A 21,542-nucleotide genomic window follows, 5' to 3' on the forward strand; every position below is an offset into this window, starting at 1 on the left:
GCTTTCTCCCAGCTGTATTTTTCTCAGACAGCGCCGCACAGCCGCGCCACTGTGGCAATGATAAAGCAGATCCCCAGCCCGCAGACCGTGGGGATCAAAAATGCGGCGGCGGTCCATTTCAGGCTTTTTGTTTCCTTGTAGATCGTCATGCAGGTAGTGGAACAGGGCCAGTGCATCAGGGAAAACAGCATGGTGCAGAGGGCGGTCACCCAGGTCCAGCCGTGATCCACCAGCAGCGCGTGGAGAGCGTTCAAATCTGTCATATCTACCAGACTGCCCTGGGAGAGATATGCCATGATGACAATGGGTATCACGATCTCATTGGCGGGCAGCCCCAGAAGAAACGCCAGCAGAATCACACCGTCCAGCCCGAATAAACGGGCGACCGGGTCGAGAAACCCGGATAAGTGGGCAAGCAGCGTCGTGCCGCCCAGAGAAACATTTGCCAGAATCCAGATGAGCAGCCCGGCAGGGGCGGCTACCGCCGCCGCCCGACCCAGCACGAACAGCGTGCGGTCAAAAATGGAGCGCACCAGGATTTTCCCCACCTGCGGCCGCCGGTAGGGAGGAAGCTCCAGCGCAAAGGAGGAGGGGATACCCTTCAGCACCGTGACGGACAGCAGCTTCGACACGCCGAAGGTCATGCCCAGCCCTAACAGAATTACCGCCATCAGCAGCAGCGCGGACAATGTAGAGCCGCCGAAGCCGCCGCTGGTGGAAATAAAGAACATGGTGATGATGGAAATGAGCATGGGCAGCCTGCCGTTGCAGGGTACAAAATTGTTGGTCAAAATGGCGATCAGGCGCTCTCTGGGCGAGTCGATGATCCGGCAGCCCACCACCCCGGCGGCGTTACAGCCAAAGCCCATCAGCGTGGTCAGCGACTGCTTCCCGCAGGCGCCGCATTTCTGGAAGCAGTAGTCCAGGTTAAACGCCACTCTGGGCAGATAGCCCAGGTCTTCCAGCAGGGTAAAGAGGGGGAAGAAGATCGCCATGGGCGGCAGCATGACGGAAACCACCCATGCCAGCGTTTTGTACATGCCGTCTACAAAAAGCCCGCAGAGCCAGGTCGGGGTATGGATAGCCAGCAGCAGTTCCCGTATTCTGTCCCCCAGCCAGAACAGCCCGGTGCTCAGCAGCTCAGAGGGGTAGTTAGCCCCGGTGATGGTCAGCCAGAAGATGAAGAGGAACAGCAGGAAAAGAATGGGAAAGCCCGTTGCTTTGCTGGTGAAGATTTTGTCCAGCCTTCTGTCCCGCGGGCTGTACCCGCCGTTTCCCACGACCACCACATCGTTTGCCAATTGCTCTGCCCGCAGGACGATGGAGGAAACGATGTCGTCCTGTAATTTTTCCGGCGAAATGCCAGCTTCTGCAAATTCTGCCCGGATGTCTGCCAGCACAGCGGCGATTTCCTGTTCTTCCCAAGGGGATTTGCCAAATTTCTTTTCCAGCCCCAGCTCCAATCCCTTGTCGCTGTGTTCTAAAAGCCGCAGTGCCAGCCACCGGGCGGGAAGCTTCCCATCGCAAAATTTTTCTGCTGCCGGAAGCAGCCGTCCCACAGCGGCTTCCAGATACTCCGGATAGGTAATGAGCGGCTCCCTGCTCAGCTTCTTGCCGTCCCATTCCGAAACGGTTTTCACCTGCGCCATCAGCTCGGTAAGCCCTTTTCCGCTCCGGGCGGCGGTGCCCACCACGGGCACGCCTAATAGACTGGACAGCTTTTCCAAATTCACCTTTACGCCCTTGTGCTTTGCCTCGTCCAAAAGGTTTACACATACCACTGTGCGCCCGGTGATTTCCAGCGCCTGCAGCACAAGGTTCAGGTTCCGTTCCAGGCAGGTGGCGTCACAGACCACCACCGCCGCGTCCGCTCCGCCGAAACAGAAAAAGTCCCGGGCGGCTTCTTCCTCGGCGGAATGCGCCAGCAGGGAATAGCACCCCGGCAGGTCCACTAAAACATACCCCTGTCCGTGAACGGTGCAGCAGCCCTGGGCGTTAGAGACGGTTTTTCCGGGCCAGTTCCCGGTGTGCTGGTGCATTCCCGTCAGCTCATTGAACACCGTGCTTTTTCCCACGTTGGGGTTTCCTGCCAACGCGATCACCCTGTCGCTGTCCTTCTGCCGGTGGATCACAAGCTCCTCTCCGATGGCGCCGGCTCCCGTTGAATCCTTGGAAAGCCCCATGGGAGCCTCCTAGCGTCCCGCCGTTCCCAGCGGAACGGTGGCGTGGGACCGAAACGGACAGACAGCCGGAGCCGCTTCCGCGCGCTCTATAGCAATGCTTCCGGCGTCGCTTTTCCGCAGGGCGACCACCGCGCCCCGGACCAGATAGGCGGCAGGGTCCCCCAGCGGGCTTCTGCCGATGCATTCTACCTGCGTCCCCTCGATCATACCCATATCCTGCAGCCTGCGGCGCATGGCGCCCTCGGCGGACAAATTTCTGATAACAGCCGTCTGACCCGGCTGTAATTCGCTCAATTGCGGTTTGCAGTTCATATCACAGCACGCTCCCGAATAAAAGTTAGGAGAAGGAAAGTTTTCTCATTTCCACTATATTCGGCAAGCGCAAAAAGGGTGAACGGGCTGTGCGCCCGGCGGAAGAGAATGTGACGGAGGCAGCGGCTATGAAAAAAGACGGATTTTATACGATGAAGGGCTACGCCCTGATAGAGCACGGGCTTTTGACGTCGTCAATGGAGGACTATCTGGAAATGATCTACCGCCTGTCGGAACAGAGCGGGACTGTGCGCGTTTCCACGCTGGCGCATTCCCTCCATGTCAAGCCGCCCTCCGCCTCGAAAATGGCGGGGAACCTCCGCGCCCAGGAGCTGATAGAATTCCCCAGGTACGGCTACATCACCCTGACGGAGCTTGGAAAGCGCATGGGGGAATACCTCCTGCACCGCCATGATCTGATAAACCGACTTCTCTGCCTGATAAACCAGACCTCCGACGAATTGGAGGAATCGGAAAAGATAGAGCATTTCCTCTCCCCCCGAACCGTAGAGAGCATCGAGAGGTTTTTGGGGGAAATACAGGAGTATGGGAAAGGGAGATGACTATTCCCAACTTATAATCAGATATGGCAGAAATAGAATTTCACAGCGCTTACCTGTGAGAAAAAATTGCCGATTTGAGTCCGATGTGGCAACAAAGCTGCCGCGCTGCGCTTGGCAGCTTTGCCGGAGTTTTCTGCGAAAACTCCTATCTTGCAACCGAATACAAAAGCAGCGGCATGACCTACTAGGTCATGCCGCTGCTTTTGGTCCGAGTGGCGAGACTTGAACTCACGGCCTCTTGACCCCCAGTCAAGCGCGCTACCAGCTGCGCCACACCCGGACAACGTACACTATTATAGAGGATATCTCCGAAAATTGCAAGTACTTTTTTCTTTTTCGAAAAAGTTTTTTCTTTCAGCAGCATAATTAAGACTGAAATATCATGCCTGATGAAATCAACCTATTTCCCCTTCCTTGCCGAGACAAAGCTGATCCGTTGATTTGCGGACACTGTAATGCCGCTGGATTTGGCGGACAAAGCATAATAGGTCTTCTTTTTCAGCAGGGGATAGAATACCTGCTGCTCCTGCAGGGTCAGCTCCATGGTGCGCAGGGCTTCCCTGTCAAAGCCGGTACTGTGCAGGGCGGCGTCATAGCTCTCATTTTTCAGCAGCAGAGGAGAAGCGGAGCTGTCAAAAGCCTTCAGCACATTGTAGGGGGTCACGCCGCCGGCGCGGAAGGTGTACAGGGCGGCTTCATAGTCTCCCTGCGCGATACGGCTGTTCAGCTCGCTTTCCGGCAGGGGAAGAATATTGAAGGCGCTCCCCAGTTTGCTGTTCCAGGACGCCAGAAATCCGTTTGTCAACGCGATGGACGCTTCATCGTCCGGGCACAATACGGTAATGCTGGGCAGCTTTTCCAGCCGAAGCAGCTGCAGCAGGGAGGGGATGGTCTGGACGATCTCGTCATTCTGGGCGGGATAGCGGCTTTCACCCGCGGAATAATAGGCTTTCCCGTCCCATAAGACGCAGCTTGGCATAACGCCCACGGCTTGCTCCTCGCTGTCGTAAGGGGCAAGCAGCGTTTCCCTGTCCAATGTTTTGAAAAACAGTTCCCGCATTCCCACATAGCTCAAAGCCTCCGACTGCGGGTTCAGCAGCAGCCCGGCGACCGCGTCTTCCAGCGCCAGCACGGACAGCTTCTGTTCCTCCGCTGCTTTCGCGTCCGTTTCAGACAGCGGCAAAATATCCACTGTCCCGTTTTTCAGGGCGGCAATGGGGTCGCTGTCAATGCTGCCGTCATAGTCGATGAGATAGGTGAGGGAAGCCGGAACCACTTTTCGGTCGCCGCGGTAAGTGCTGGAGCGCTCCAGGCTGATGCTTTTCTCGTTGTAATCCGTGTTCCAGGCGTAAATGTGGGGAAAGGTAAAGGGACCGTTCGTCAGCAGATATTCCGGGGAAAAGCCGTAATGCCCGGCGCATTCCTCAAAAAATTCCTGATTACAGGGGAAATAGTGGTTCCCGGCGGTCAGCGCGGGGAAATCGGGATAGCTGGATTCCAGCTGAAATATCAGCGTCCTGTGATTTTTCACAGTGACGCCCAGGGCGCTTTCCTCAGCTTCCCCGGCGTTTACCGCGCGGGCGTTCCGAATGAGGAACAGGTCGTCCGGCACAGCTGTGCTGGTCTCCGGGCGCAGTGCCCGCAGAATGCCGAACAGGAAGTCCTCCGCCGTCACTGCCGAGCCATCGCTCCACCTGGCAGAGCGCAGGTGAAAGGTAAATTCGGTATAGTCCTTGTTGTGCTCCCAGCGGTCCGCGACGCCGGGCTTTATTTCGTTGCGCTCATTTATGCGGCACAGCCCCTCAAAAATAGAACCGATGACAGCATTGGAAGCGCTGTCGGAGGCGGTCTGGGGGTCGAGGGAGGTCACGTTCTGGGGAAGGACCGCGGTAAAATCCATATCCGCCTTGCCACCGCACCCGGCAAGGGGCAGCAGGAACAGGGCTGCCAGCAGCAAAGCAATCAGCCGTTTCATAGGGTGCCCTCCTTCTCCTTGGAATGACAAAAACATTCTCATTACACCGAGTATACACAGCGGCTCAGGGAGTTTATTTCTTCTGCGGAAATTAAAGATATAAAATTTTTGTAAAGATACGGCAGCTTTCTGCCGCGCTGGGAAAATAAGGGAAAGAACGGGAGAGCCTTGCGCCGGGAAAAGGGAGAGAGTATACTTTTGGGAGAAGCTTCGTCAAAATAGAGCGAATGGGGCGGAAAAAGGCAACAGAAAAAATTTTTTCAAAAATATTTCCCTGAGCGGTTGCTTTTTCTCAGGGTGAAAACTCTATAGGGTAAGGGAAAAGGGGAGGTGAGCACTATTTTGGACAACGGACAGGTGACAGCGCTGGTGAAAAGCGCTGCGAAAGGGGAAAAGCAGGCGTTTGTAACGCTTGTCAATCTGTTTCGGCAGACCATGTACGCCACGGCAATGGCGGTTTCCCGCAATGAGGACGACGCCATGGACGCCATACAGGATACCATTTTAATACTTTGGGAAAAGCTGGATACCCTGCGGGACCCGCGGGTGTTCAAAACGTGGATGACCCGGATCCTGGTGAACTGCTGCTTTGCCCAGCTTCGGGGCAGAAAGCGGGAAACGCCCACGGAAGACATGGAAGCCGCCGGGCAGAGCGTGGCGTATTTGGAGCGAGACACGTCCCTGGACGTGCAAAACGCCATGGAGCAGCTTTCCAAGGACGACCGGCTCGTGCTGCAGCTGTTTTATTTTGAAGATATGTCCGTCCGGGAGATCGCGCAGGTGCTTTCCGTAAAGCCGGAAGCGGTGCGAATGCGCCTGACCCGGAGCAGAAAGCGGTTCAAACAGCAATATGAAACTGAGGTGCGCTATGAAGAATAAGCGAGATAGAAAAATGGTGCGTCGGCTGGAACAGGAGCTTCCCTATCCTAAGCTGACCATACAGGCGGAATTGAAATTTGACGAGATCCTTGCCATGCTCCCCGAAAAGAAAGCCTCCGCTCAAAAAGCAGAGGTCTATGAAGGCGCGCATTTTAAGAAAGGAAATCACGGGAAACACGCGAAGCCTGACGCAAACGGCGCCGGGGCTTCGGAAAACGTGGTATATCTTGAGCCGGTGATCCATCGCCGCAGCGTCCCGAAGACCATTGCGAAATTTGCCCTGGCTGCGGCGGCAATCTGCCTGGTCTCTCTGGCGCTGCTCCGGCTGCCCTCACTGGGAGCCCTTCGGAGCCAGCCCGGTGCGGGACAGTCCGCGCTGTCTACGCCGGTGTTCCCGAAAGAGACGGCATATACGGTCATGATCGAAAGCGCCGTGCAGAAAGGAAATTACCTGTTCCAGACTGTCCGGCTGGAATTTTCGGAGGATACCTGCCCCAGGACGGAGCAGCTTTTTACCAGCCTTACCGACGAATACGGCATCAGCGTCAGTGTAAACGGTACGCCCGCCATGCTGTACCGCGACCCTGTGTTTGAAAAAGTAGCGGGAAAGCCGGCGTTTGAGGGAAAGGTGATCTCCGTTCTTCCCGAGTATCCCAAAATCGACGCGCAGACAGGGGAAAGGGTGACCGCCACCGTGTCCATCGACCGATTGCTGGGCATCACCTCCGGGCAGAGACAGGACCCCTATGCCGACCCGGACATCTGCCTTTCCACTTCCGTGACCAGCGCGCCCTTTGAGCTGGGCTGTGATACTTCCTACGAGCTGGGCGAGGAAGGGCTTTTCACGTCAAACGGCATTACGCTGCTGGGCTATACCAGCAACGAGAGCGAGTTTGCCCTCAATCTCAGCTACCCTGCCATGAACCAGGCGGAGCCTTATGTATATATCAGGACGGCGGAGGACGATGCAGGGCTGGAATGCCTGTATCAGGGTGGGCAGACAGGAGACACCCGGGAATTGGGAGCCAGGGTGGGGAAAGAATGTACCTTTGCCCCTCTCCCGGAGGACACCTCCCAGGTTACCGTCATCGTGTTTGACCACGACCCGAACCAACCCTATGTGTATGTGAATGGGGAAATGTCGTTCCCTGTTGTGCTGTCGGAATTTACCATCTACCTTGACAGCGGAACGGTTTACGAGACCGGGTCTTCTCTGGGGCAGTTCAGCGACCAGTCCTGGTTCGTGCCGCTTTCCCGCTATGCGACCGTGATGGAAGCCGGGCTGCGGTTCGACCAGCATATTCTGGCTGCCGGGTGGGGGATTTCCAACATAGGGGGGCTGGGCTTTGACAGCGAAATGGCGCTGCATCTGCTGGCTGTCAGCGACCTGAATGCGGACCTGCCCCTGGAGATCGAGCTGTATGTCAACAGCGAGTGTGTGGAAACGCTGCCCACCTATCGGAACGCGGCAACAGACGTCATAGACGAGAACATGTATCGTGTGGCAGGCAGGTATGGACGTTTGGACGTGAGCCTTGTCGGCGAATTTGAGACGTTCGAGGCGGACGGGAGAGAGCGGGACGTCAGGGCTGTCAGCGGCGTTTCCCAAATGCGGCAGTACGCCTATACCCTGGACTCCCAGGCTCTTACAGAGGACTGGGGCGGCATTGACAATTCGCTGGAGATCGTGCTGCGGAACCCTGTTACCGGGAAAATATTGGCGTCTACCTGCAATCCTTTGGCAGAGGACAGCATCAATGCATATCTTGACGTTATCGGCACGCAGGAAGAGCTGCTGTGGAAAAGAGACTTTATTGATCCCCTGTCCGGAACTGTGATGGGAGACGATGGCGGCGTTTCCTCCATGTCGGAGCACAGGGAAAAAGAAGTGCCGGCAGAGGGAGCCGCTGATGACGGAAGCGCTTCCGCCACGCCGGAGCCGTACCCGGACCCGGACACGATATTTGTCGACCCAACGCCGCCGCCCCCGTCCACCTCCGAGGGCTTCCCCTCGCTGCCGGAGAGCAGCCTGCCGGTAGAAAGCACTTTGGACGATACGCAAGGCTGAATAGGAGAAAAACGCCCCGTTCCCGGCAGTGCCGCTGGGGACGGGGCGTTTCTATGACGAAGCACGGTTTTTACTCAAAACATATCACAGTGTTTTAGATACAGCCCGTCAGGGCAGGGTCATATACCAGGGAAACGGGAAAAGGAAAACCAGTTAATTGGTCCCGCAAAGGCTTCGGCATTCCCTCCAGCAGCCAAACACGCAGCTCATCCGGCGACCTGTTCATGCCTGAACGCACCCACTCAATAGACATTTCAATGCCTCCGCTGGTATACAGCCGCAGAAGGAAATCGGTCAGGGGATCCGGCTCCTTTCCTGTGTGGAAGCAGATGACCCGCCGGTATAATCCCTCCGTGTAGTCCCGCATGATTCGATACAATGTGTTGTCGTCTGTGCAGCGGGTCAGGCGGCGATAAAATTCCCGGCGGTTCTGTAGAGCAAAGGTCATTCGGTCGATCATTTCGTCCCAGACAATGTTTGTGCAATCTTGAAATGCGGCTGCAAAATCCTGCCCATAGACCCATCGCAGCAGATCGTCCCGCGTATGGAAATACCGATAAAAAACCTGCCTCGTCAAACTGCATTCTCTGGTGATATCCTGAACGCTGATGTGCCGCAGGTTTTTTCGTTTCAGCAGATTGGAAAGACCTTCGGCAAGGCGAATGCGGACGCTTTCCGTTGGCATAAAAAAACTCCTCTCAGGTTGACAGTTTTCAAAAAGTGCAACGGGACAAATGTCAGGGACTGTGTTACTATATTATCAAACTCGGGGTCACAAATGTAATTCCGGGAAATTCAATTCAAAGGAGAGGTTCCAATGAAAACTGCAATCATCACCGGCGGCTCCCGCGGCATCGGGGAAGCCATGACCCTGAAGCTGGGGGAAATGGGCTACAATGTGGTCGTCAACTACCGTTCCGACAGTTCCAAAGGGCTTACGGAAGCTGTGATCGCCAAGCTGAAGACAGAGTACGGCGTGGAGGGCTTGGCCGTTCAGGCAGACGTTTCCAAGTATGAGGACTGTGAAAAGCTGGTGAAAACCGCGGTAGAAGCTTTCGGCGAAAAGATCGACGTGCTGGTAAATAACGCGGGCATTACAAACAACGCCGCTTTCTGTGAGCTTCCCCGGGAAAGCTATATGGCGGTGCTGGAGACCAACCTGATCAGTGCGTTCCATATGTGCCACTTTGTAGTTCCCTATATGGTAAAAGCCAACGGGGGCTGTGTGGTGAACACCTCTTCCATCGGGGGTCTGATGGGCGTTGCCAATCAGGCGGACTATTGCGCTTCCAAAGCCGGTCTGATCGGCATGACCCGTGCTTTGGCAATGGAATTTGGCAAGCAGAATATCCGTTTCAACTGCATTTGCCCCGGCATGATCTGGACGGATATGCTCCGCGGCGTCAATCAGGACGAGGTAGCTGCTCTGGCTCAGTCCATTCCCATGGGAAAGATCGGCGATGTGGAAGATATTGCAAATGCCATGGAATTCCTTATCAAGGATAAATACATGACCGGACAGTATGTTTCCCCCAACGGCGGAATTTATATGCCGTGATCTTTCCGGGAAAAAATTGATAAAACAGTACCCTGGTTCTATGAAACCGGGGTACTGTTTTTTGATTCAGTTTTTGGGGCGGTCATAAACGCAGATACAGCGTATCAATGACAGTCTCTTATTTGATAATGCTCTTTCCCGTCATCTCATCGGGCTGGGGCAGCCCCAGCACTTTCAGCATGGTGGGGGCAATATCCGCAAGAACGCCGCCTTCCCGCAGCTCACAGGGATGATTGATGACGCAGAAGGGGACGGGGTTCGTGGTGTGGGCGGTAAAGGGAGTGCCGTCCTCGTCGATCATCTTGTCGGCATTGCCGTGGTCGGCGGTCAGCAGGACGCAGCCGCCCATTTCCTTTACGGCTTCCACTACGCGTCCCACGCAGGTGTCCACAGCCTCCACAGCCTTCACCGCGGCTTCAAACACGCCGGTGTGACCTACCATGTCGCAGTTGGCATAGTTCAGGATCAGCGCGTCGTATTTGCCGGACTTGACAGCCTCTACCATCTTGTCCGTCACTTCATAGGCGCTCATCTCCGGCTGCAGGTCATAGGTCGCCACGGCAGGGGACTTCACCAAAATCCTGTCCTCACCGGGATACTGCTTTTCCACGCCGCCGTTAAAGAAGAAGGTGACATGGGCGTATTTTTCCGTCTCGGCAATACGCAGCTGGGTCATGCCCTGATTGGAAATATACTCGCCGAAGGTGTTCTTCAAAGATTCCGGCTTGTACGCCACCTCTACGTTGGGCATGGTGGCGTCATACTGGGTCATGCACACATAGGTGAGGGGGAAGAAGCCGCGCTTCCGCTCAAAGCCGGAGAAGTCCGGGTCTACCAGCGTCCGGGTGATCTCCCTGGCGCGGTCGGGGCGGAAGTTGTAGAAGATCACGGAATCCCCGGCGGAAATGGGGGCGGCGCCCTCGCAGACCACCGGCACCACAAATTCATCGGTCACTTCCTTGTCGTAGGAATCCTGCACCGCGCAGACAGGGCAGGGGGCGTGCTCGCCCTCGCCGTACACCATGGCGGCGTATGCCTTTTCCACCCGTTCCCAGCGGTTGTCGCGGTCCATGGCATAGTAGCGCCCCATCACGGTAGCGACCCTGCCAACACCCAGCTCCCTGAGTTTTTCCTGCAATTCCTCCACATAGCCCTTGCCGCTGCTGGGGGGGACGTCGCGCCCATCTAAGAAGCAGTGGACATAGATATCCGTCAGCCCCATGTCCTTTGCCATTTCCAGCAGGGCATAGAGGTGGGTGTTGTGGCTGTGCACGCCGCCGTCGGAAAGCAGACCCATCAGGTGCAGCGCCTTGCCGTTTTCTTTGGCGGAGGTCATCGCCTTGACCAGCGCCTCATTCTTTGCCATGTCCCCGTCCTGGGCGGACTTGGTAATGCGGGTCAGCTCCTGGTACACGATGCGCCCGGCGCCGATGTTGGTGTGTCCCACTTCGCTGTTGCCCATCTGTCCATCGGGCAGACCCACGTCCATGCCGGAAGCCCCGATCTTTGTCACCGGGTTCTCCTTCAGGATTTTATCCAGATTGGGGGTTTTTGCGGCGACAATGGCGTTGCCCTCATCGGGGGCAATGCCGAAGCCGTCTAAAATCATCAAAACGAGAGGTTTTTTCATCGCTTTCTCCTTTATTTCTTTCTGTTTTATAGACCAGTACAGAGTCGGCTATAAGCAGTACAGCACCGCCTGTCAGGCAGATAGCAGCCATAGTAGGCAGGAAAGGTCCTACTATGTCCAGCGACACTTTGTACACATCACGCCCATTGGTCCCGGTCAGAACCGCTACTGCAATATACCGGGCAGCGCTGAAAATGGCTGCCATCAGCAACAGGGTGCAGGAAAGTCTGCTTAACCGATTTTCCATGGCTTATCCCTCGGTAGCGGCTTTCACGATGGTGGCAAAATCGTTGGGCTTCAGGGAAGCGCCGCCGATCAGACCGCCGTCCACGTCGGGCTGCGCCAGCAGCTCCGCCGCGTTGCCCGCGTTCATGGAGCCGCCGTACTGAATGGTGATGCCGTCGCCGGCGGTTTTGCCGTACAGCTCGCTGATAACTTCCCGAATGATATGGCAGACCTCGTTTGCCTGCTGGGCAGTGGCGGTCTTGCCGGTGCCGATCGCCCAGACGGGCTCATAGGCGATGATGACGCGCTTCAGCTCTTCCTCAGAAACGCCGCCCAAGGCGATCTTGGTCTGCATGGCGACCAGCTCGGCGGTAATGCCCTGCTCCCGCTGCTCCAGGGTCTCGCCCACACAGAGGATCACAGTCAGCCCGGCGTCCAGAGCCGCCCGGACACGCTTCTGCACGGTCAGATCGGTCTCACCGAAATACTGGCGGCGCTCGCTGTGCCCGATAATCACGATATTGACGCCCATGGAATGGAGCATCTCGGCGGAAATTTCGCCGGTGAACGCGCCGCTCTTTTCCCAGTGGCAGTTCTCCGCGCCAATTTGAATATTGGTGCCCTCCGCAGTCTTCAGAGCGGGGCAGAGGTCAACATAGGGAGTGCAGGCGATCACATCGCAGCCCGCGTCCTTTACCAGCGGGGCAATGGCGGAGATCAGCTCCTTTGCCTCCTCGGGGGTCTTGTTCATTTTCCAGTTGCCGGCAATCACGGCTTTTCTCAGTGCTTTGTTCATGTTTCTGGTTCCTTTCTGTGTTTTCTAAAATAAAGAAAGGGCGCACACGGTAAATCGTATGCGCCCCTGCAAAATCAGGTCAAGCTTCTGGCGCGGCACGAAATGACAAAAGTATCTCTCGCTTCAGCGCGAATTGGGTGCAGCGTCACGCTGCTTACTTTTCATTCAGGCAGGCGATGCCGGGCAGCTCCAGCCCCTCCAGGAATTCCAGGGAAGCGCCGCCGCCGGTGGAGATATGGGTCATCTTGTCGGCGAAGCCCAGTTTTTCTACAGCAGCCGCGGAATCGCCGCCGCCGATAATGGAGATCGCGCCGCTGTCAGCTACAGCCTTGGCAACGCCGATGGTGCCGGCAGCGAAGTTTTCCCACTCGGAAACGCCCATGGGTCCGTTCCAAACTACGGTCCCGGCGCCCTTGATGGCGTTAGAGAACAGCTCGATGGTCTTGGGACCGATGTCCAGACCCATCCAGCCATCGGGAATATCGTCGGAGGGAACCTCCATGCTCTCGGTGTTGGCGTCATATTCCTTGCCAACCTTGTTGTCCACGGGCAGCAGGAACTTCACGCCGTTCTTCTCAGCGTTTGCCATGGTTTCCCTGGCAAGCTCCAGCTTGTCTTCTTCACAGATGGAGGTGCCAATGGGGTGTCCCATGGACTTCAGGAAGGTGTATGCCATGCCGCCGCCGATAATCAGGGTATCCACCTTGCTGATAAGGTTGTCGATGACGCCGATCTTATCGGAAACCTTTGCGCCGCCCAGAATGGCAACGAAGGGGCGCTTGGGATCCTGAAGGGCGCCGCCCATGACGGTGATCTCCTTCTGGATCAGATAGCCGCACACTGCGGGCAGATAATGGGAAACGCCCTCGGTGGAAGCATGGGCACGGTGTGCTGTGCCGAACGCGTCATTGACATAGATATCAGCCATAGAGGCAAGCTCTTTGGCAAAGGCGGGGTCGTTTTTAGTCTCCTCAGCGTGGAAACGGATATTCTCCAGGATCATCACGTCTCCGTCCTTCAAAGCGGCGGCCTTTGCCTTGGCGTCGGGACCAATGCAGTCGGCAGCCATGATAACGTCCTTGCCCAGCAGCTTTCCAAGCTCTGCGGCAACGGGAGCCAGAGAGAATTTCTTCACATCGCCCTTGGCGGCTTCCAGAGCCTTTTCCGTGGCGGCAGCCTGCTCTGCCTCGGGCAGCTCGGCGATCTTCTTTGCCTCTTTCTTGTCCAGCTTCACAGTGTCGTTCAAAATGTTGTGGGGACGACCCATGTGGGAGCAGAGGATCACCTTTGCGCCGTGGTCAGCCAGATACTTTACGGTGGGCAGGGCGCCTACGATGCGTTTGGTATCGGTGATGGCGCCGTCCTTCATGGGGACGTTGAAGTCGCAGCGAACCAGCACGCGCTTGCCGCTGACGTCGATATCCTCGACGGTTTTCTTGTTCAGATAGTTCATGTTGCTTACACTCCTTTATGAAAATTGAACTAAATAAGGGGACATAAGGTGTTTCTACTGACAATTGTATAACAAACTGCGACGCTTTTCAAGCCAAAATTTGGGAAACGCGCCCACTTTTTTTGAAGTTCTATTTCTCTCCTGTTTTTTTTCAGAAAAGCCAGGGCTTTTGCTCCGCGTGGTTCCCCTGCCGGTATTATACTGTTTTAAGCTGCAGTATCCTCTGCGGCAGTACGAGTTTTTTTGAAAGGGAAGAAGCAAAGTCGGTTTTACCGACGCTGCCGAAGAAAAAATTTGTGTTCAAAATTGCAGAAAGCCTCTTGATTTCAAAAGCTGACCCGCATATAATGTACATATGTAGATAAAAACGCATAGAAAAATTTTGCATCTAACAGAGTTTTTATGGAATATATAGCCTTTTGCGAAAGCTTTGCGCGCCGTACCGCCGACCCGTTTTGCGGATTCAGTAAAATGCACAAATTTTTAGGAGAATTTGAAATTCCACTGGAAGCACTCACAATTTACTTTTCCACGGAAGAATGTTAAAATATTATCAAAGTTTCAATGGGAGACGTCGCCGCTGCAAAAACTCTGCTGAAGAACGCTTCTCCGACAGAATACAACGGTCTTTGGAGAGAGGAGAAAGGGTATGGAAATGGAAAAAAGCATTTCCAGGCAGACATTGCTGCGTCTTCCCAGATACTTGAATTATCTCAAGGGCTTATCTGACGATGGCGCCCAGTATATCTCTGCCGCCGCCATTGCTGAAACGCTTCATTTGAATCATGTGGTGGTGCGCAAGGATCTGGGCGTTGTCAGCGGCTCCGGCAGACCGAAGGTGGGCTACGTCCGCACAGAGCTTGTCCATGAGCTGGAAACGCTTCTGGGCTATGATAAGACAGACGAGGCGGTTCTGGTAGGCGTGGGGAAAATGGGGCAGGCGCTGCTCGCCTATGAGGGGTTTCGCCATTACGGGCTGAATATTGTCGCCGCTTTTGAAATCGACCCCCGGCTGATCGGTACGGAGGTCAGCGGGTGCAAGGTGCTGCCGCTGGAAAAGGTCAGCGACCTGTGCGCCCGTATGGGGGTCCATATGGGGATCATCGCCGTGCCCGGGACGGGCGCTCAGGAGGTCTGCGACCTGCTGGTTGACGGCGGCGTGAAAGCCATTTGGAATTTTGCCAATGTTTATTTGGACGTTCCTGATGATATCCTGGTGCAGAATGAAGATATGGCGCTGTCCCTTGCCATTCTGTCCAATCATCTGAAGGAGCGGTTCAGTACAAAAAAAATCAAGTAAAGGATGGTTCGTCTCATGGAAAGCAGAACGACTTACGAGATCGTGGAAAACTCGGAAACCTTTGAGCGGATGCTTGCCCGTGTCCGGGAAGCGCAGAAGCTCTATGCGTCCTATACGCAGGAGCAGGTCGATGAGATTTTCCGGGCTGCGGCAATGGCTGCCAATTTGCAGCGCATTCCGCTTGCCAAGATGGCGGTCGAGGAGACCGGCATGGGCGTGGTGGAGGACAAGGTCATTAAGAACCACTATGCCGCCGAGTACATCTACAACACCTACAAGAACACGAAGACCTGTGGAGTTGTGGAGGAAGACAAGGCTTTCGGCATTCGCAAGGTGGCGGAGCCCATCGGCGTGATCGCCGCCGTCATTCCCACCACCAACCCCACCTCCACCGCGATCTTCAAAACCCTGCTGGCGCTGAAAACCAGAAACGGCATCATCATCAGCCCCCACCCCCGCGCGAAGAAATGCACCATTGAGGCGGCAAAAGTCGTGCTGGACGCCGCCATTAAGGCTGGCGCTCCCGAAGGGCTTTTCGGCTGGATCGACATTCCCTCTCTGGAGCTGACCAATCAGCTTATGGCGGAAGCCGATATCATTCTGGCAACAGGCGGTCCCGGCATGGTGAAAGCCGCGTATTCCTCCGGCACCCCCGCCCTGGGCGTGGGCGCTGGCAATACCCCCGCTATCATTGACGACACTGCCGACATTGTCCTGGCGGTAAACTCCATCATTCATTCCAAGACCTTCGACAACGGCATGATCTGCGCTTCCGAGCAGTCCGTTATCGTGCTGGATAAGGTCTATAAGCAGGTGAAGGAGGAGTTCCAGAAGCGCGGCTGCTATTTCCTGAATAAAGCCGAAACCGAAAAGGTACGCAAGACCATCATTATAAACGGCGCCCTGAACGCGAAGATCGTGGGGCAGAAAGCCCACACCATCGCTGAGCTTGCCGGGGTAAAGGTGCCCGAGGAGACGAAAATCATCATCGGCGAAGTGGAGAGCGTGGACATTTCCGAGGAATTTGCCCATGAGAAGCTTTCTCCCGTGCTTGCCATGTATAAGGCAAAGAGCTTTGACGACGCCATTGAAAAAGCGGAGCACCTCATTGCCGACGGCGGCTACGGTCATACCTCGTCCCTGTACATTGACCCCACCGAGGAAGAAAAGCGGGTAAAGCACCAGGAAGCCATGAAGACCTGCCGTATCCTCATCAATACCCCGTCCTCCCAGGGCGGCATCGGCGACCTGTACAACTTCAAGCTGGCGCCTTCTCTCACGCTGGGCTGCGGCTCCTGGGGCGGCAACTCCGTCTCTGAAAACGTGGGCGTGAAGCACCTGCTGAATATCAAGACGGTCGCCGAAAGGAGAGAGAATATGCTGTGGTTCAGAGTGCCCGAGAAGGTCTATTTCAAAAAGGGCTGTATGCCCGTGGCTTTAGATGAGCTGAAAACAGAATACGGGAAAAAGAAAGCGTTTATCGTCACCGATACTTTCTTGTACCAGAACGGCTATACCAAGCCCATTACCGATAAGCTGGACGAAATGGGGATCCGCTATTCCTGCTTCTGGAACGTCCAGCCCGACCCGACCCTGGGCAACGCGCTGGAGGGCGTCAAGCAGATCCGTGATTTCGAGCCGGACGTCATCATCGCCCTGGGCGGCGGCTCCGCCATGGACGCTGCCAAGATCATGTGGGTGCTCTACGAGCACCCGGACGCCGATTTCCAGTCCATGGCGATGGACTTCATGGATATCCGCAAGCGTATTTACAAATTCCCGAAGATGGGGGAAAAGGCAATGTTTGTGGCGATCCCCACCTCTGCCGGCACCGGCTCCGAGGTAACGCCCTTTGCCATCATCACCGACGAAAAGACCGGCACCAAGTGGCCCCTGGCTGATTATGAGCTGCTGCCCAACATGGCGATCGTGGACGTGGACAACATGATGAACGCCCCCAAGGGCTTGACCAGCGCTTCCGGCATCGACGTTATGACCCATGCGCTGGAAGCCTATGTTTCCATCATGGCAACCCAGTTTACCGACGGTCTGGCATTGAAAGCGATGAAGGCGGTTATGGAATACCTGCCCTCCGCTTATGAAAATGGCGCGAAGGACCCGGTTGCCCGCGAAAAGATGGCGGAAGCCTCCTGTATGGCGGGTATGGCGTTCGCCAACGCCTTCCTGGGCGTGAACCATTCCATGGCGCATAAGCTGGGCGCTTATCACCACCTGCCCCACGGCGTTGCCAACGCGCTGATCCTCACCGAGGTCATGCGCTACAACGCCGCCGATGTTCCCGTCAAGATGGGCACCTTCTCCCAGTACCAGTACCCCCATGCCAAGGAGCGCTATGTGGAAGCCGCCCGCTTCTGCGGCATTCAGGGCAAGAATGACGATGAAGTGTTTGAGAACTTTATCAAGGCACTGGAGGACCTGAAGGAGAAAATCGGTATCAAGAAGACCATCAGGGACTATGGCGTAGACGAGAAGTATTTCCTCGACACCCTGGACGAAATGGTGGAGAACGCCTTCAACGACCAGTGCACCGGGGCAAACCCCAGATACCCATTGATGAGTGAGATCAAAGAAATCTACCTGAAGTGCTATTACGGGAAATAAGGAGGAGCTTTTTATGAAACTGGATAAGGTTATCGCAGTCAGAACTTCCAAGACCATCTACCGCGACGGTCAGTATGCCATCAAGGTTTTCGACGAGGAATATTCCAAGGCGGATATTTTGAACGAGGCGTTGAACATTGCCAGAGTAGAGGAGACCGGCATTTCCATTCCCGGCGTGGAGGAGGTCACGAAAATCAACGGGAAATGGGCGATCGTCACCGATTTTGTAGAGGGTAAGACCATTGCCCAGCTCATGGAGGAGCACCCGGAGAAGAAAGACGAATATCTGGAGCGCTTTGTGGATATCCAGCTGGAAATGCACAAGAAAACAGCTCCCCGCCTGAACAAGCTGAAAGACAAGATGAAGCGGAAAATTTCCGAAACCGGGCTGGACGCCACCACTCGCTATGAGCTGGACGCCCGCTTGGGCAGCATGCCCAAGCACAATAAGCTGTGCCACGGCGACTTCAACCCCACCAACGTGGTGATCCGGGAGGACGGCAGCTATTCCATTCTGGACTGGGCGCACGCTACCCAGGGAAACGCCAGCGCTGACGCGGCCCGTACCTATCTGCTGTTCTGCCTGTCCGGCGATCAGGAAATGGCAGATCGGTACCTGGATCTGTTCTGCAAAAAGAGCGATACCGCCAAGCAGTATGTGCAGAAGTGGCTGCCCATCGTGGCGGCTTCCCAGTCCGTCAAGGGAAAGCCCGAGGAGCGGGAGTTCCTGATGCGCTGGGTCAACGTGGTGGAGTACCAATAAGAATGCGCTGAAAAGCATTCAGGAGGATTCAAATGAAAGTGACCATCTGTATCGGAAGCTCCTGCCATCTGAAAGGCTCCCGCCAGATCGTGGAGCGGCTTCAGGCGCTGGTGAAGGAGCATCAGCTGGAAGACAGGGTAGAGCTGGCTGGCACGTTCTGCATGGGGAACTGCGTCAATGGCGTCAGCGTCACGGTGGACGGAAAGCTCTGCTCACTGTCCCCGGAAACTACGGAAGAATTTTTCCAGCGTGAGGTTCTCGGCGCGCTGAACGCCTGAAGCGCTTCGGAACAGGAATTGTAATTGAGAAGGCTTCTCCGCGCACGCGTTTTCGGGGAAGCCGCTCTTTACCTATCACAGGGAAAGGGGAACGCCCATGACAGAATACCTGAAGCTGAAAAAATCCAACTGCGTCAACTGCTACAAGTGCATTCGCCACTGCCCGGTGAAATCCATCAAATTTTCTTCGGGGCAGGCGCATATCGTAGGGGACGAGTGCATTCTATGCGGCAGCTGCTTTGTGGTCTGCCCGCAGAACGCCAAGGAGATCCGCAACGATATCGTGCGGGCGCAGGAACTGATAAGGTCCGGCAGGACCGTAGTAAGCCTGGCGCCGTCCTTTGTGGCAAATTATCCCGGCGCTACTGTCAGCTCTATGGAAGCCGCCCTGAAAAAGCTGGGCTTTGCCGCCGTAGAGGAGACCGCCATCGGGGCAGCCATCGTCAAAACGGAATATGAAAAGCTGGTGCGGGAAGCAAAGATGGACGTTATCATTTCTTCCTGCTGCCATTCTCTGAACCTGCTGATCCAGAAATACCACCCCGAGGTGCTTCCGTATCTTGCGCCGGTGCTGTCGCCCATGCAGGCGCACTGCCGGAAGCTGAAAAAGGAAGACCCGGAGGTACATACCGTCTTTATCGGACCCTGCGTGTCCAAAAAGGCGGAAGCGGAGGAATACCCCGGCGATGTGGACTGCGTCCTCACCTTTGAGGAGCTGACCCAGTGGATGAAGCAGGAGGGCGTTGCCATTGAAGCGGGGGAGGACCATTTGGAGGAAAGCCGCGCCCGGCTGTTCCCCACCACCGGCGGTATTCTCCGCAGCATGGCGCAGGATTCCCCGGAATACACCTATCTGGCGGTGGACGGCGTGGAAAACTGTATCCACGCCCTGGAGGACATCAAGCATGGCAAGCTTACAAAATGCTTTGTGGAAATGTCCGTCTGCGCCGGCAGCTGTGTGAACGGTCCCGCCATGGAAAAAAGCCATCGGCTGCCGGTGACGGATTACGTCGCGGTGAACCGTTACGCCGGAAAAAAGGATTTTCAGATATCCATGCCGGCGGAGGAAGACCTTTATAAGAACCACAAATTTTTAGGTCTCCACCGCCAGATGCCCAGTCAGCGGGAAATCGACGCGATCCTGCTGAAGATGGGCAAGGATTCCCCGGAAAAGGAGCTGAACTGCGGCGCCTGCGGATACAACACCTGCCGGGAAAAGGCAATGGCGGTCTATTTTGGCAAGGCAAGCATTGAAATGTGCCTGCCTTTCCTGAAGGACAAAGCGGAATCCTTCTCCGACAACATTATCAATAATTCACCCAATGGCATTATCGCCCTGAATGAGGGGCTGGAGGTGCAGCAGATAAACTCCGCCGCCTGCCGTATTATGAATATCCGCCACGCTTCCGACGTGATGGGGGAGCAGGTCTTTCGCGTTCTGGACCCTGAAATTTTCCTGAATGTCATGCAGACCGGGCAGAGTATCCGGGACGAAAAGGTGTATCTGGCGGAATATAAACGGTATGTGGAAGAGTCCGTGATCTACGACAGGAACTACCATATCATCATGTGTATCATGCGTGATGTCACCGACGAGGAAAACGAGCGGAAGCGGAAAGAAGAGCTTCGCCGCTCTACCGTTACGGTGACCGACCAGGTCATCGAAAAGCAGATGCGCGTGGTGCAGGAGATCGCCTCCCTGCTGGGCGAGACCACGGCGGAAACCAAGATAGCATTGACAAATTTGAAGGATTCTCTCCATGAGGAATGATTTTTGTACCGATATCGGATATAGCAGCCTGAATAAATGGGGCGAACAGCTCTGCGGCGACCGGGTAGAGGTGGTGGAGCAGGGGGAAAATTCCAGCGTCATCGTGCTGGCGGACGGCATGGGCAGCGGCGTAAAGGCGAACATTTTGTCCACGCTGACCTCCAAAATCATCTCCACCATGATGGCTGCCAATATGCGGCTGGAGGACTGTGTCGCCACCATTGCCGCCACCCTGCCGGTCTGCGCCGTGCGGGAGGTGGCGTACTCCACCTTTACCATCATTCACATTATTGACAATGAGGAAGCGGAGATCATTCAGTACGATAACCCGCTGCTCATTCTCATTCGTGACGGGAAGTTTGCGGAGATCCCCAAAACAGGCAGCGAGATCGAAGGGAAAATGATCTACCGCTCCCGGATACGTTTGCAGGAAAATGATTTTCTTGTCACCATGAGCGACGGCGCGATCCATGCCGGGGTGGGGGAAAACCTGAACTTCGGCTGGCAGCGGGAGGACATCATCAAATTTCTGGAAATGATGTACGACAGCTCCTACACCGCCAAGACCTACGGCGCGCTGCTGCTGGAGGAATGCAATCAGCTCTATGGCGGCAAGCCGGGGGACGACACCACCGTATGCGTGGTGAAGATACGCAGCCGTTCGCAGGTGAATTTAATGATAGGTCCGCCCTCCGACCGCCGGGACGTGAACAAAATGCAGTCCCTGTTTTTCTCAAAGGAGGGTAAGCACATCGTCTGCGGCGGCACCACCTCCACCATCACGTCGGAGTATCTGGGAAAGCCCATGATTGCTGAGCTGGATTATCTTGACCCGGAAATCCCGCCCACGGCAAAGATCGAGGGAGTGGACCTTGTCACAGAGGGCGTGATCACCATCAGCAAGGTGCTGGACTATGCCAAGGACTACCTCAAGGACAACGATTCCTACCGGGACTGGGGCTATAAGCGGGACGGCGCTTCCCTGATCGCCAGAATGCTGTTCGAGGAAGCCACGGATATCAATTTCTTTGTAGGGCGGGCAGTGAACCCTGCCCACCAGAACCCCAATCTGCCTATCAATTTCAATATCAAAATGAGACTGGTAGACGAGCTCAGCGACTGCCTGAAAAAAATGGGGAAGCGGATCAAGGTCAGTTATTTCTAAA

Annotated in this window: 18 protein-coding genes and 1 tRNA gene; 10 read left to right on the top strand and 9 right to left on the bottom strand. The window is 55.6% G+C overall.

Translation table 11 applies throughout. The features are described from left to right. Nucleotides 1–23: 23 nt before the first annotated feature. Both feoB and AB8996_RS06335 read right to left on the bottom strand, forming a co-directional pair. Nucleotides 24–2,183, bottom strand: a complete 2,160-nt coding sequence (gene feoB / locus AB8996_RS06330; protein ID WP_369298130.1) for a ferrous iron transport protein B — start codon at nt 2,181–2,183, stop codon at nt 24–26. Between the two features lie 9 nt (nt 2,184–2,192). After that, nucleotides 2,193–2,495, bottom strand: coding sequence for a ferrous iron transport protein A (locus AB8996_RS06335; protein ID WP_369298131.1), 303 nt, complete (start codon nt 2,493–2,495; stop codon nt 2,193–2,195). Between the two features lie 128 nt (nt 2,496–2,623). On the opposite strand from AB8996_RS06335, the gene AB8996_RS06340 reads away from it, so the two are divergent. Beyond that, on the top strand, nt 2,624–3,058 hold the full coding sequence (locus AB8996_RS06340) for a metal-dependent transcriptional regulator (RefSeq protein ID WP_369298132.1): 435 nt from the start codon (nt 2,624–2,626) through the stop codon (nt 3,056–3,058). 204 nt (nt 3,059–3,262) lie between these two features. On the opposite strand, the gene AB8996_RS06345 is transcribed toward AB8996_RS06340, so the two are convergent. Together AB8996_RS06345 and AB8996_RS06350 are read right to left on the bottom strand one after the other, a co-directional pair. Further along, a tRNA-Pro gene (locus tag AB8996_RS06345) sits at nt 3,263–3,338 on the bottom strand. Nucleotides 3,339–3,458: 120 nt separating this feature from the next. Continuing rightward, nucleotides 3,459–5,033, bottom strand: coding sequence for an ABC transporter substrate-binding protein (locus AB8996_RS06350; RefSeq protein ID WP_369298133.1), 1,575 nt, complete (start codon nt 5,031–5,033; stop codon nt 3,459–3,461). A gap of 330 nt (nt 5,034–5,363) precedes the next feature. On the opposite strand from AB8996_RS06350, the gene AB8996_RS06355 reads away from it, so the two are divergent. Next, on the top strand, nt 5,364–5,912 hold the full coding sequence (locus tag AB8996_RS06355; RefSeq protein WP_369298134.1) for an RNA polymerase sigma factor: 549 nt from the start codon (nt 5,364–5,366) through the stop codon (nt 5,910–5,912). Further along, a complete protein-coding gene (locus AB8996_RS06360) occupies nt 5,902–7,980 on the top strand; it encodes a hypothetical protein (protein WP_369298135.1) in 2,079 nt (692 codons plus the stop codon). The genes AB8996_RS06355 and AB8996_RS06360 overlap by 11 nt, the downstream gene beginning before the upstream one ends. A gap of 94 nt (nt 7,981–8,074) precedes the next feature. On the opposite strand, the gene AB8996_RS06365 is transcribed toward AB8996_RS06360, so the two are convergent. Then, nucleotides 8,075–8,665 (bottom strand): TetR-like C-terminal domain-containing protein, encoded by a 591-nt coding sequence (locus AB8996_RS06365; protein WP_369298136.1) that lies wholly within the window; start codon nt 8,663–8,665, stop codon nt 8,075–8,077. A 132-nt stretch (nt 8,666–8,797) separates the two neighbouring features. On the opposite strand from AB8996_RS06365, the gene AB8996_RS06370 reads away from it, so the two are divergent. Beyond that, complete coding sequence (locus tag AB8996_RS06370; RefSeq protein ID WP_369298137.1) at nt 8,798–9,538, top strand: SDR family NAD(P)-dependent oxidoreductase; 741 nt, start codon at nt 8,798–8,800, stop codon at nt 9,536–9,538. 118 nt (nt 9,539–9,656) lie between these two features. Here AB8996_RS06370 and gpmI read toward each other — a convergent pair whose 3' ends face one another. The 4 genes from gpmI to pgk form a co-directional block, all read right to left on the bottom strand. Then, the gene (gene gpmI / locus AB8996_RS06375; protein ID WP_369298138.1) at nt 9,657–11,168 is read right to left on the bottom strand and encodes a 2,3-bisphosphoglycerate-independent phosphoglycerate mutase; all 1,512 of its coding nucleotides are present in this window, start codon (nt 11,166–11,168) and stop codon (nt 9,657–9,659) included. Continuing rightward, nucleotides 11,113–11,415, bottom strand: a complete 303-nt coding sequence (locus AB8996_RS06380) for a hypothetical protein (RefSeq protein ID WP_369298139.1) — start codon at nt 11,413–11,415, stop codon at nt 11,113–11,115. Before AB8996_RS06380 ends, gpmI begins: the two co-directional genes overlap by 56 nt. Before the next feature lie 3 nt (nt 11,416–11,418). After that, complete coding sequence (gene tpiA, locus AB8996_RS06385) at nt 11,419–12,189, bottom strand: triose-phosphate isomerase (protein ID WP_369298140.1); 771 nt, start codon at nt 12,187–12,189, stop codon at nt 11,419–11,421. Between the two features lie 154 nt (nt 12,190–12,343). Further along, nucleotides 12,344–13,642, bottom strand: a complete 1,299-nt coding sequence (pgk, locus tag AB8996_RS06390) for a phosphoglycerate kinase (RefSeq protein WP_369298141.1) — start codon at nt 13,640–13,642, stop codon at nt 12,344–12,346. Nucleotides 13,643–14,291: 649 nt separating this feature from the next. Here pgk and AB8996_RS06395 point away from each other — a divergent pair. From AB8996_RS06395 to AB8996_RS06420, 6 genes are all read left to right on the top strand, one after another. After that, entirely contained in the window at nt 14,292–14,942 is a 651-nt protein-coding gene (locus AB8996_RS06395) for a redox-sensing transcriptional repressor Rex (RefSeq protein WP_369298142.1), read from the top strand. A 3-nt stretch (nt 14,943–14,945) separates the two neighbouring features. Beyond that, nucleotides 14,946–17,564, top strand: a complete 2,619-nt coding sequence (gene adhE / locus AB8996_RS06400; protein ID WP_369298143.1) for a bifunctional acetaldehyde-CoA/alcohol dehydrogenase — start codon at nt 14,946–14,948, stop codon at nt 17,562–17,564. A gap of 13 nt (nt 17,565–17,577) precedes the next feature. After that, nucleotides 17,578–18,327 (top strand): phosphotransferase family protein, encoded by a 750-nt coding sequence (locus AB8996_RS06405; RefSeq protein WP_369298144.1) that lies wholly within the window; start codon nt 17,578–17,580, stop codon nt 18,325–18,327. 32 nt (nt 18,328–18,359) lie between these two features. Beyond that, nucleotides 18,360–18,605 (top strand): (2Fe-2S) ferredoxin domain-containing protein, encoded by a 246-nt coding sequence (locus AB8996_RS06410; RefSeq protein WP_369298145.1) that lies wholly within the window; start codon nt 18,360–18,362, stop codon nt 18,603–18,605. A gap of 97 nt (nt 18,606–18,702) precedes the next feature. Further along, a complete protein-coding gene (locus AB8996_RS06415; RefSeq protein ID WP_369298146.1) occupies nt 18,703–20,376 on the top strand; it encodes a [Fe-Fe] hydrogenase large subunit C-terminal domain-containing protein in 1,674 nt (557 codons plus the stop codon). After that, nucleotides 20,366–21,541: a SpoIIE family protein phosphatase gene (locus AB8996_RS06420; protein ID WP_369298147.1), complete on the top strand. Its 1,176-nt coding sequence runs from the start codon at nt 20,366–20,368 to the stop codon at nt 21,539–21,541. Before AB8996_RS06415 ends, AB8996_RS06420 begins: the two co-directional genes overlap by 11 nt. Nucleotide 21,542 lies beyond the last annotated feature (1 nt).

It is taken from the genome of uncultured Neglectibacter sp., assembly GCA_937958185.1.
In the GTDB taxonomy this organism is placed as follows: Bacteria; Bacillota; Clostridia; order Oscillospirales; family Acutalibacteraceae; genus Acutalibacter.

What these genes read in the sequence shown, in the direction of transcription:
- AB8996_RS06410 (WP_369298145.1), top strand. Translation starts at nt 18,360, where the DNA reads ATGAAAGTGACCATCTGTATCGGAAGCTCCTGCCATCTGAAAGGCTCC.
- AB8996_RS06340 (WP_369298132.1), top strand. Translation starts at nt 2,624, where the DNA reads ATGAAAAAAGACGGATTTTATACGATGAAGGGCTACGCCCTGATAGAG.
- AB8996_RS06420 (WP_369298147.1), top strand. Translation starts at nt 20,366, where the DNA reads ATGAGGAATGATTTTTGTACCGATATCGGATATAGCAGCCTGAATAAA.
- AB8996_RS06415 (WP_369298146.1), top strand. Translation starts at nt 18,703, where the DNA reads ATGACAGAATACCTGAAGCTGAAAAAATCCAACTGCGTCAACTGCTAC.
- AB8996_RS06380 (WP_369298139.1), bottom strand. Translation starts at nt 11,415, where the DNA reads ATGGAAAATCGGTTAAGCAGACTTTCCTGCACCCTGTTGCTGATGGCA.
- tpiA (WP_369298140.1), bottom strand. Translation starts at nt 12,189, where the DNA reads ATGAACAAAGCACTGAGAAAAGCCGTGATTGCCGGCAACTGGAAAATG.
- AB8996_RS06350 (WP_369298133.1), bottom strand. Translation starts at nt 5,033, where the DNA reads ATGAAACGGCTGATTGCTTTGCTGCTGGCAGCCCTGTTCCTGCTGCCC.
- AB8996_RS06405 (WP_369298144.1), top strand. Translation starts at nt 17,578, where the DNA reads ATGAAACTGGATAAGGTTATCGCAGTCAGAACTTCCAAGACCATCTAC.
- AB8996_RS06365 (WP_369298136.1), bottom strand. Translation starts at nt 8,665, where the DNA reads ATGCCAACGGAAAGCGTCCGCATTCGCCTTGCCGAAGGTCTTTCCAAT.
- pgk (WP_369298141.1), bottom strand. Translation starts at nt 13,642, where the DNA reads ATGAACTATCTGAACAAGAAAACCGTCGAGGATATCGACGTCAGCGGC.
- AB8996_RS06360 (WP_369298135.1), top strand. Translation starts at nt 5,902, where the DNA reads ATGAAGAATAAGCGAGATAGAAAAATGGTGCGTCGGCTGGAACAGGAG.
- AB8996_RS06370 (WP_369298137.1), top strand. Translation starts at nt 8,798, where the DNA reads ATGAAAACTGCAATCATCACCGGCGGCTCCCGCGGCATCGGGGAAGCC.
- AB8996_RS06395 (WP_369298142.1), top strand. Translation starts at nt 14,292, where the DNA reads ATGGAAATGGAAAAAAGCATTTCCAGGCAGACATTGCTGCGTCTTCCC.
- gpmI (WP_369298138.1), bottom strand. Translation starts at nt 11,168, where the DNA reads ATGAAAAAACCTCTCGTTTTGATGATTTTAGACGGCTTCGGCATTGCC.
- adhE (WP_369298143.1), top strand. Translation starts at nt 14,946, where the DNA reads ATGGTTCGTCTCATGGAAAGCAGAACGACTTACGAGATCGTGGAAAAC.
- AB8996_RS06335 (WP_369298131.1), bottom strand. Translation starts at nt 2,495, where the DNA reads ATGAACTGCAAACCGCAATTGAGCGAATTACAGCCGGGTCAGACGGCT.
- feoB (WP_369298130.1), bottom strand. Translation starts at nt 2,183, where the DNA reads ATGGGGCTTTCCAAGGATTCAACGGGAGCCGGCGCCATCGGAGAGGAG.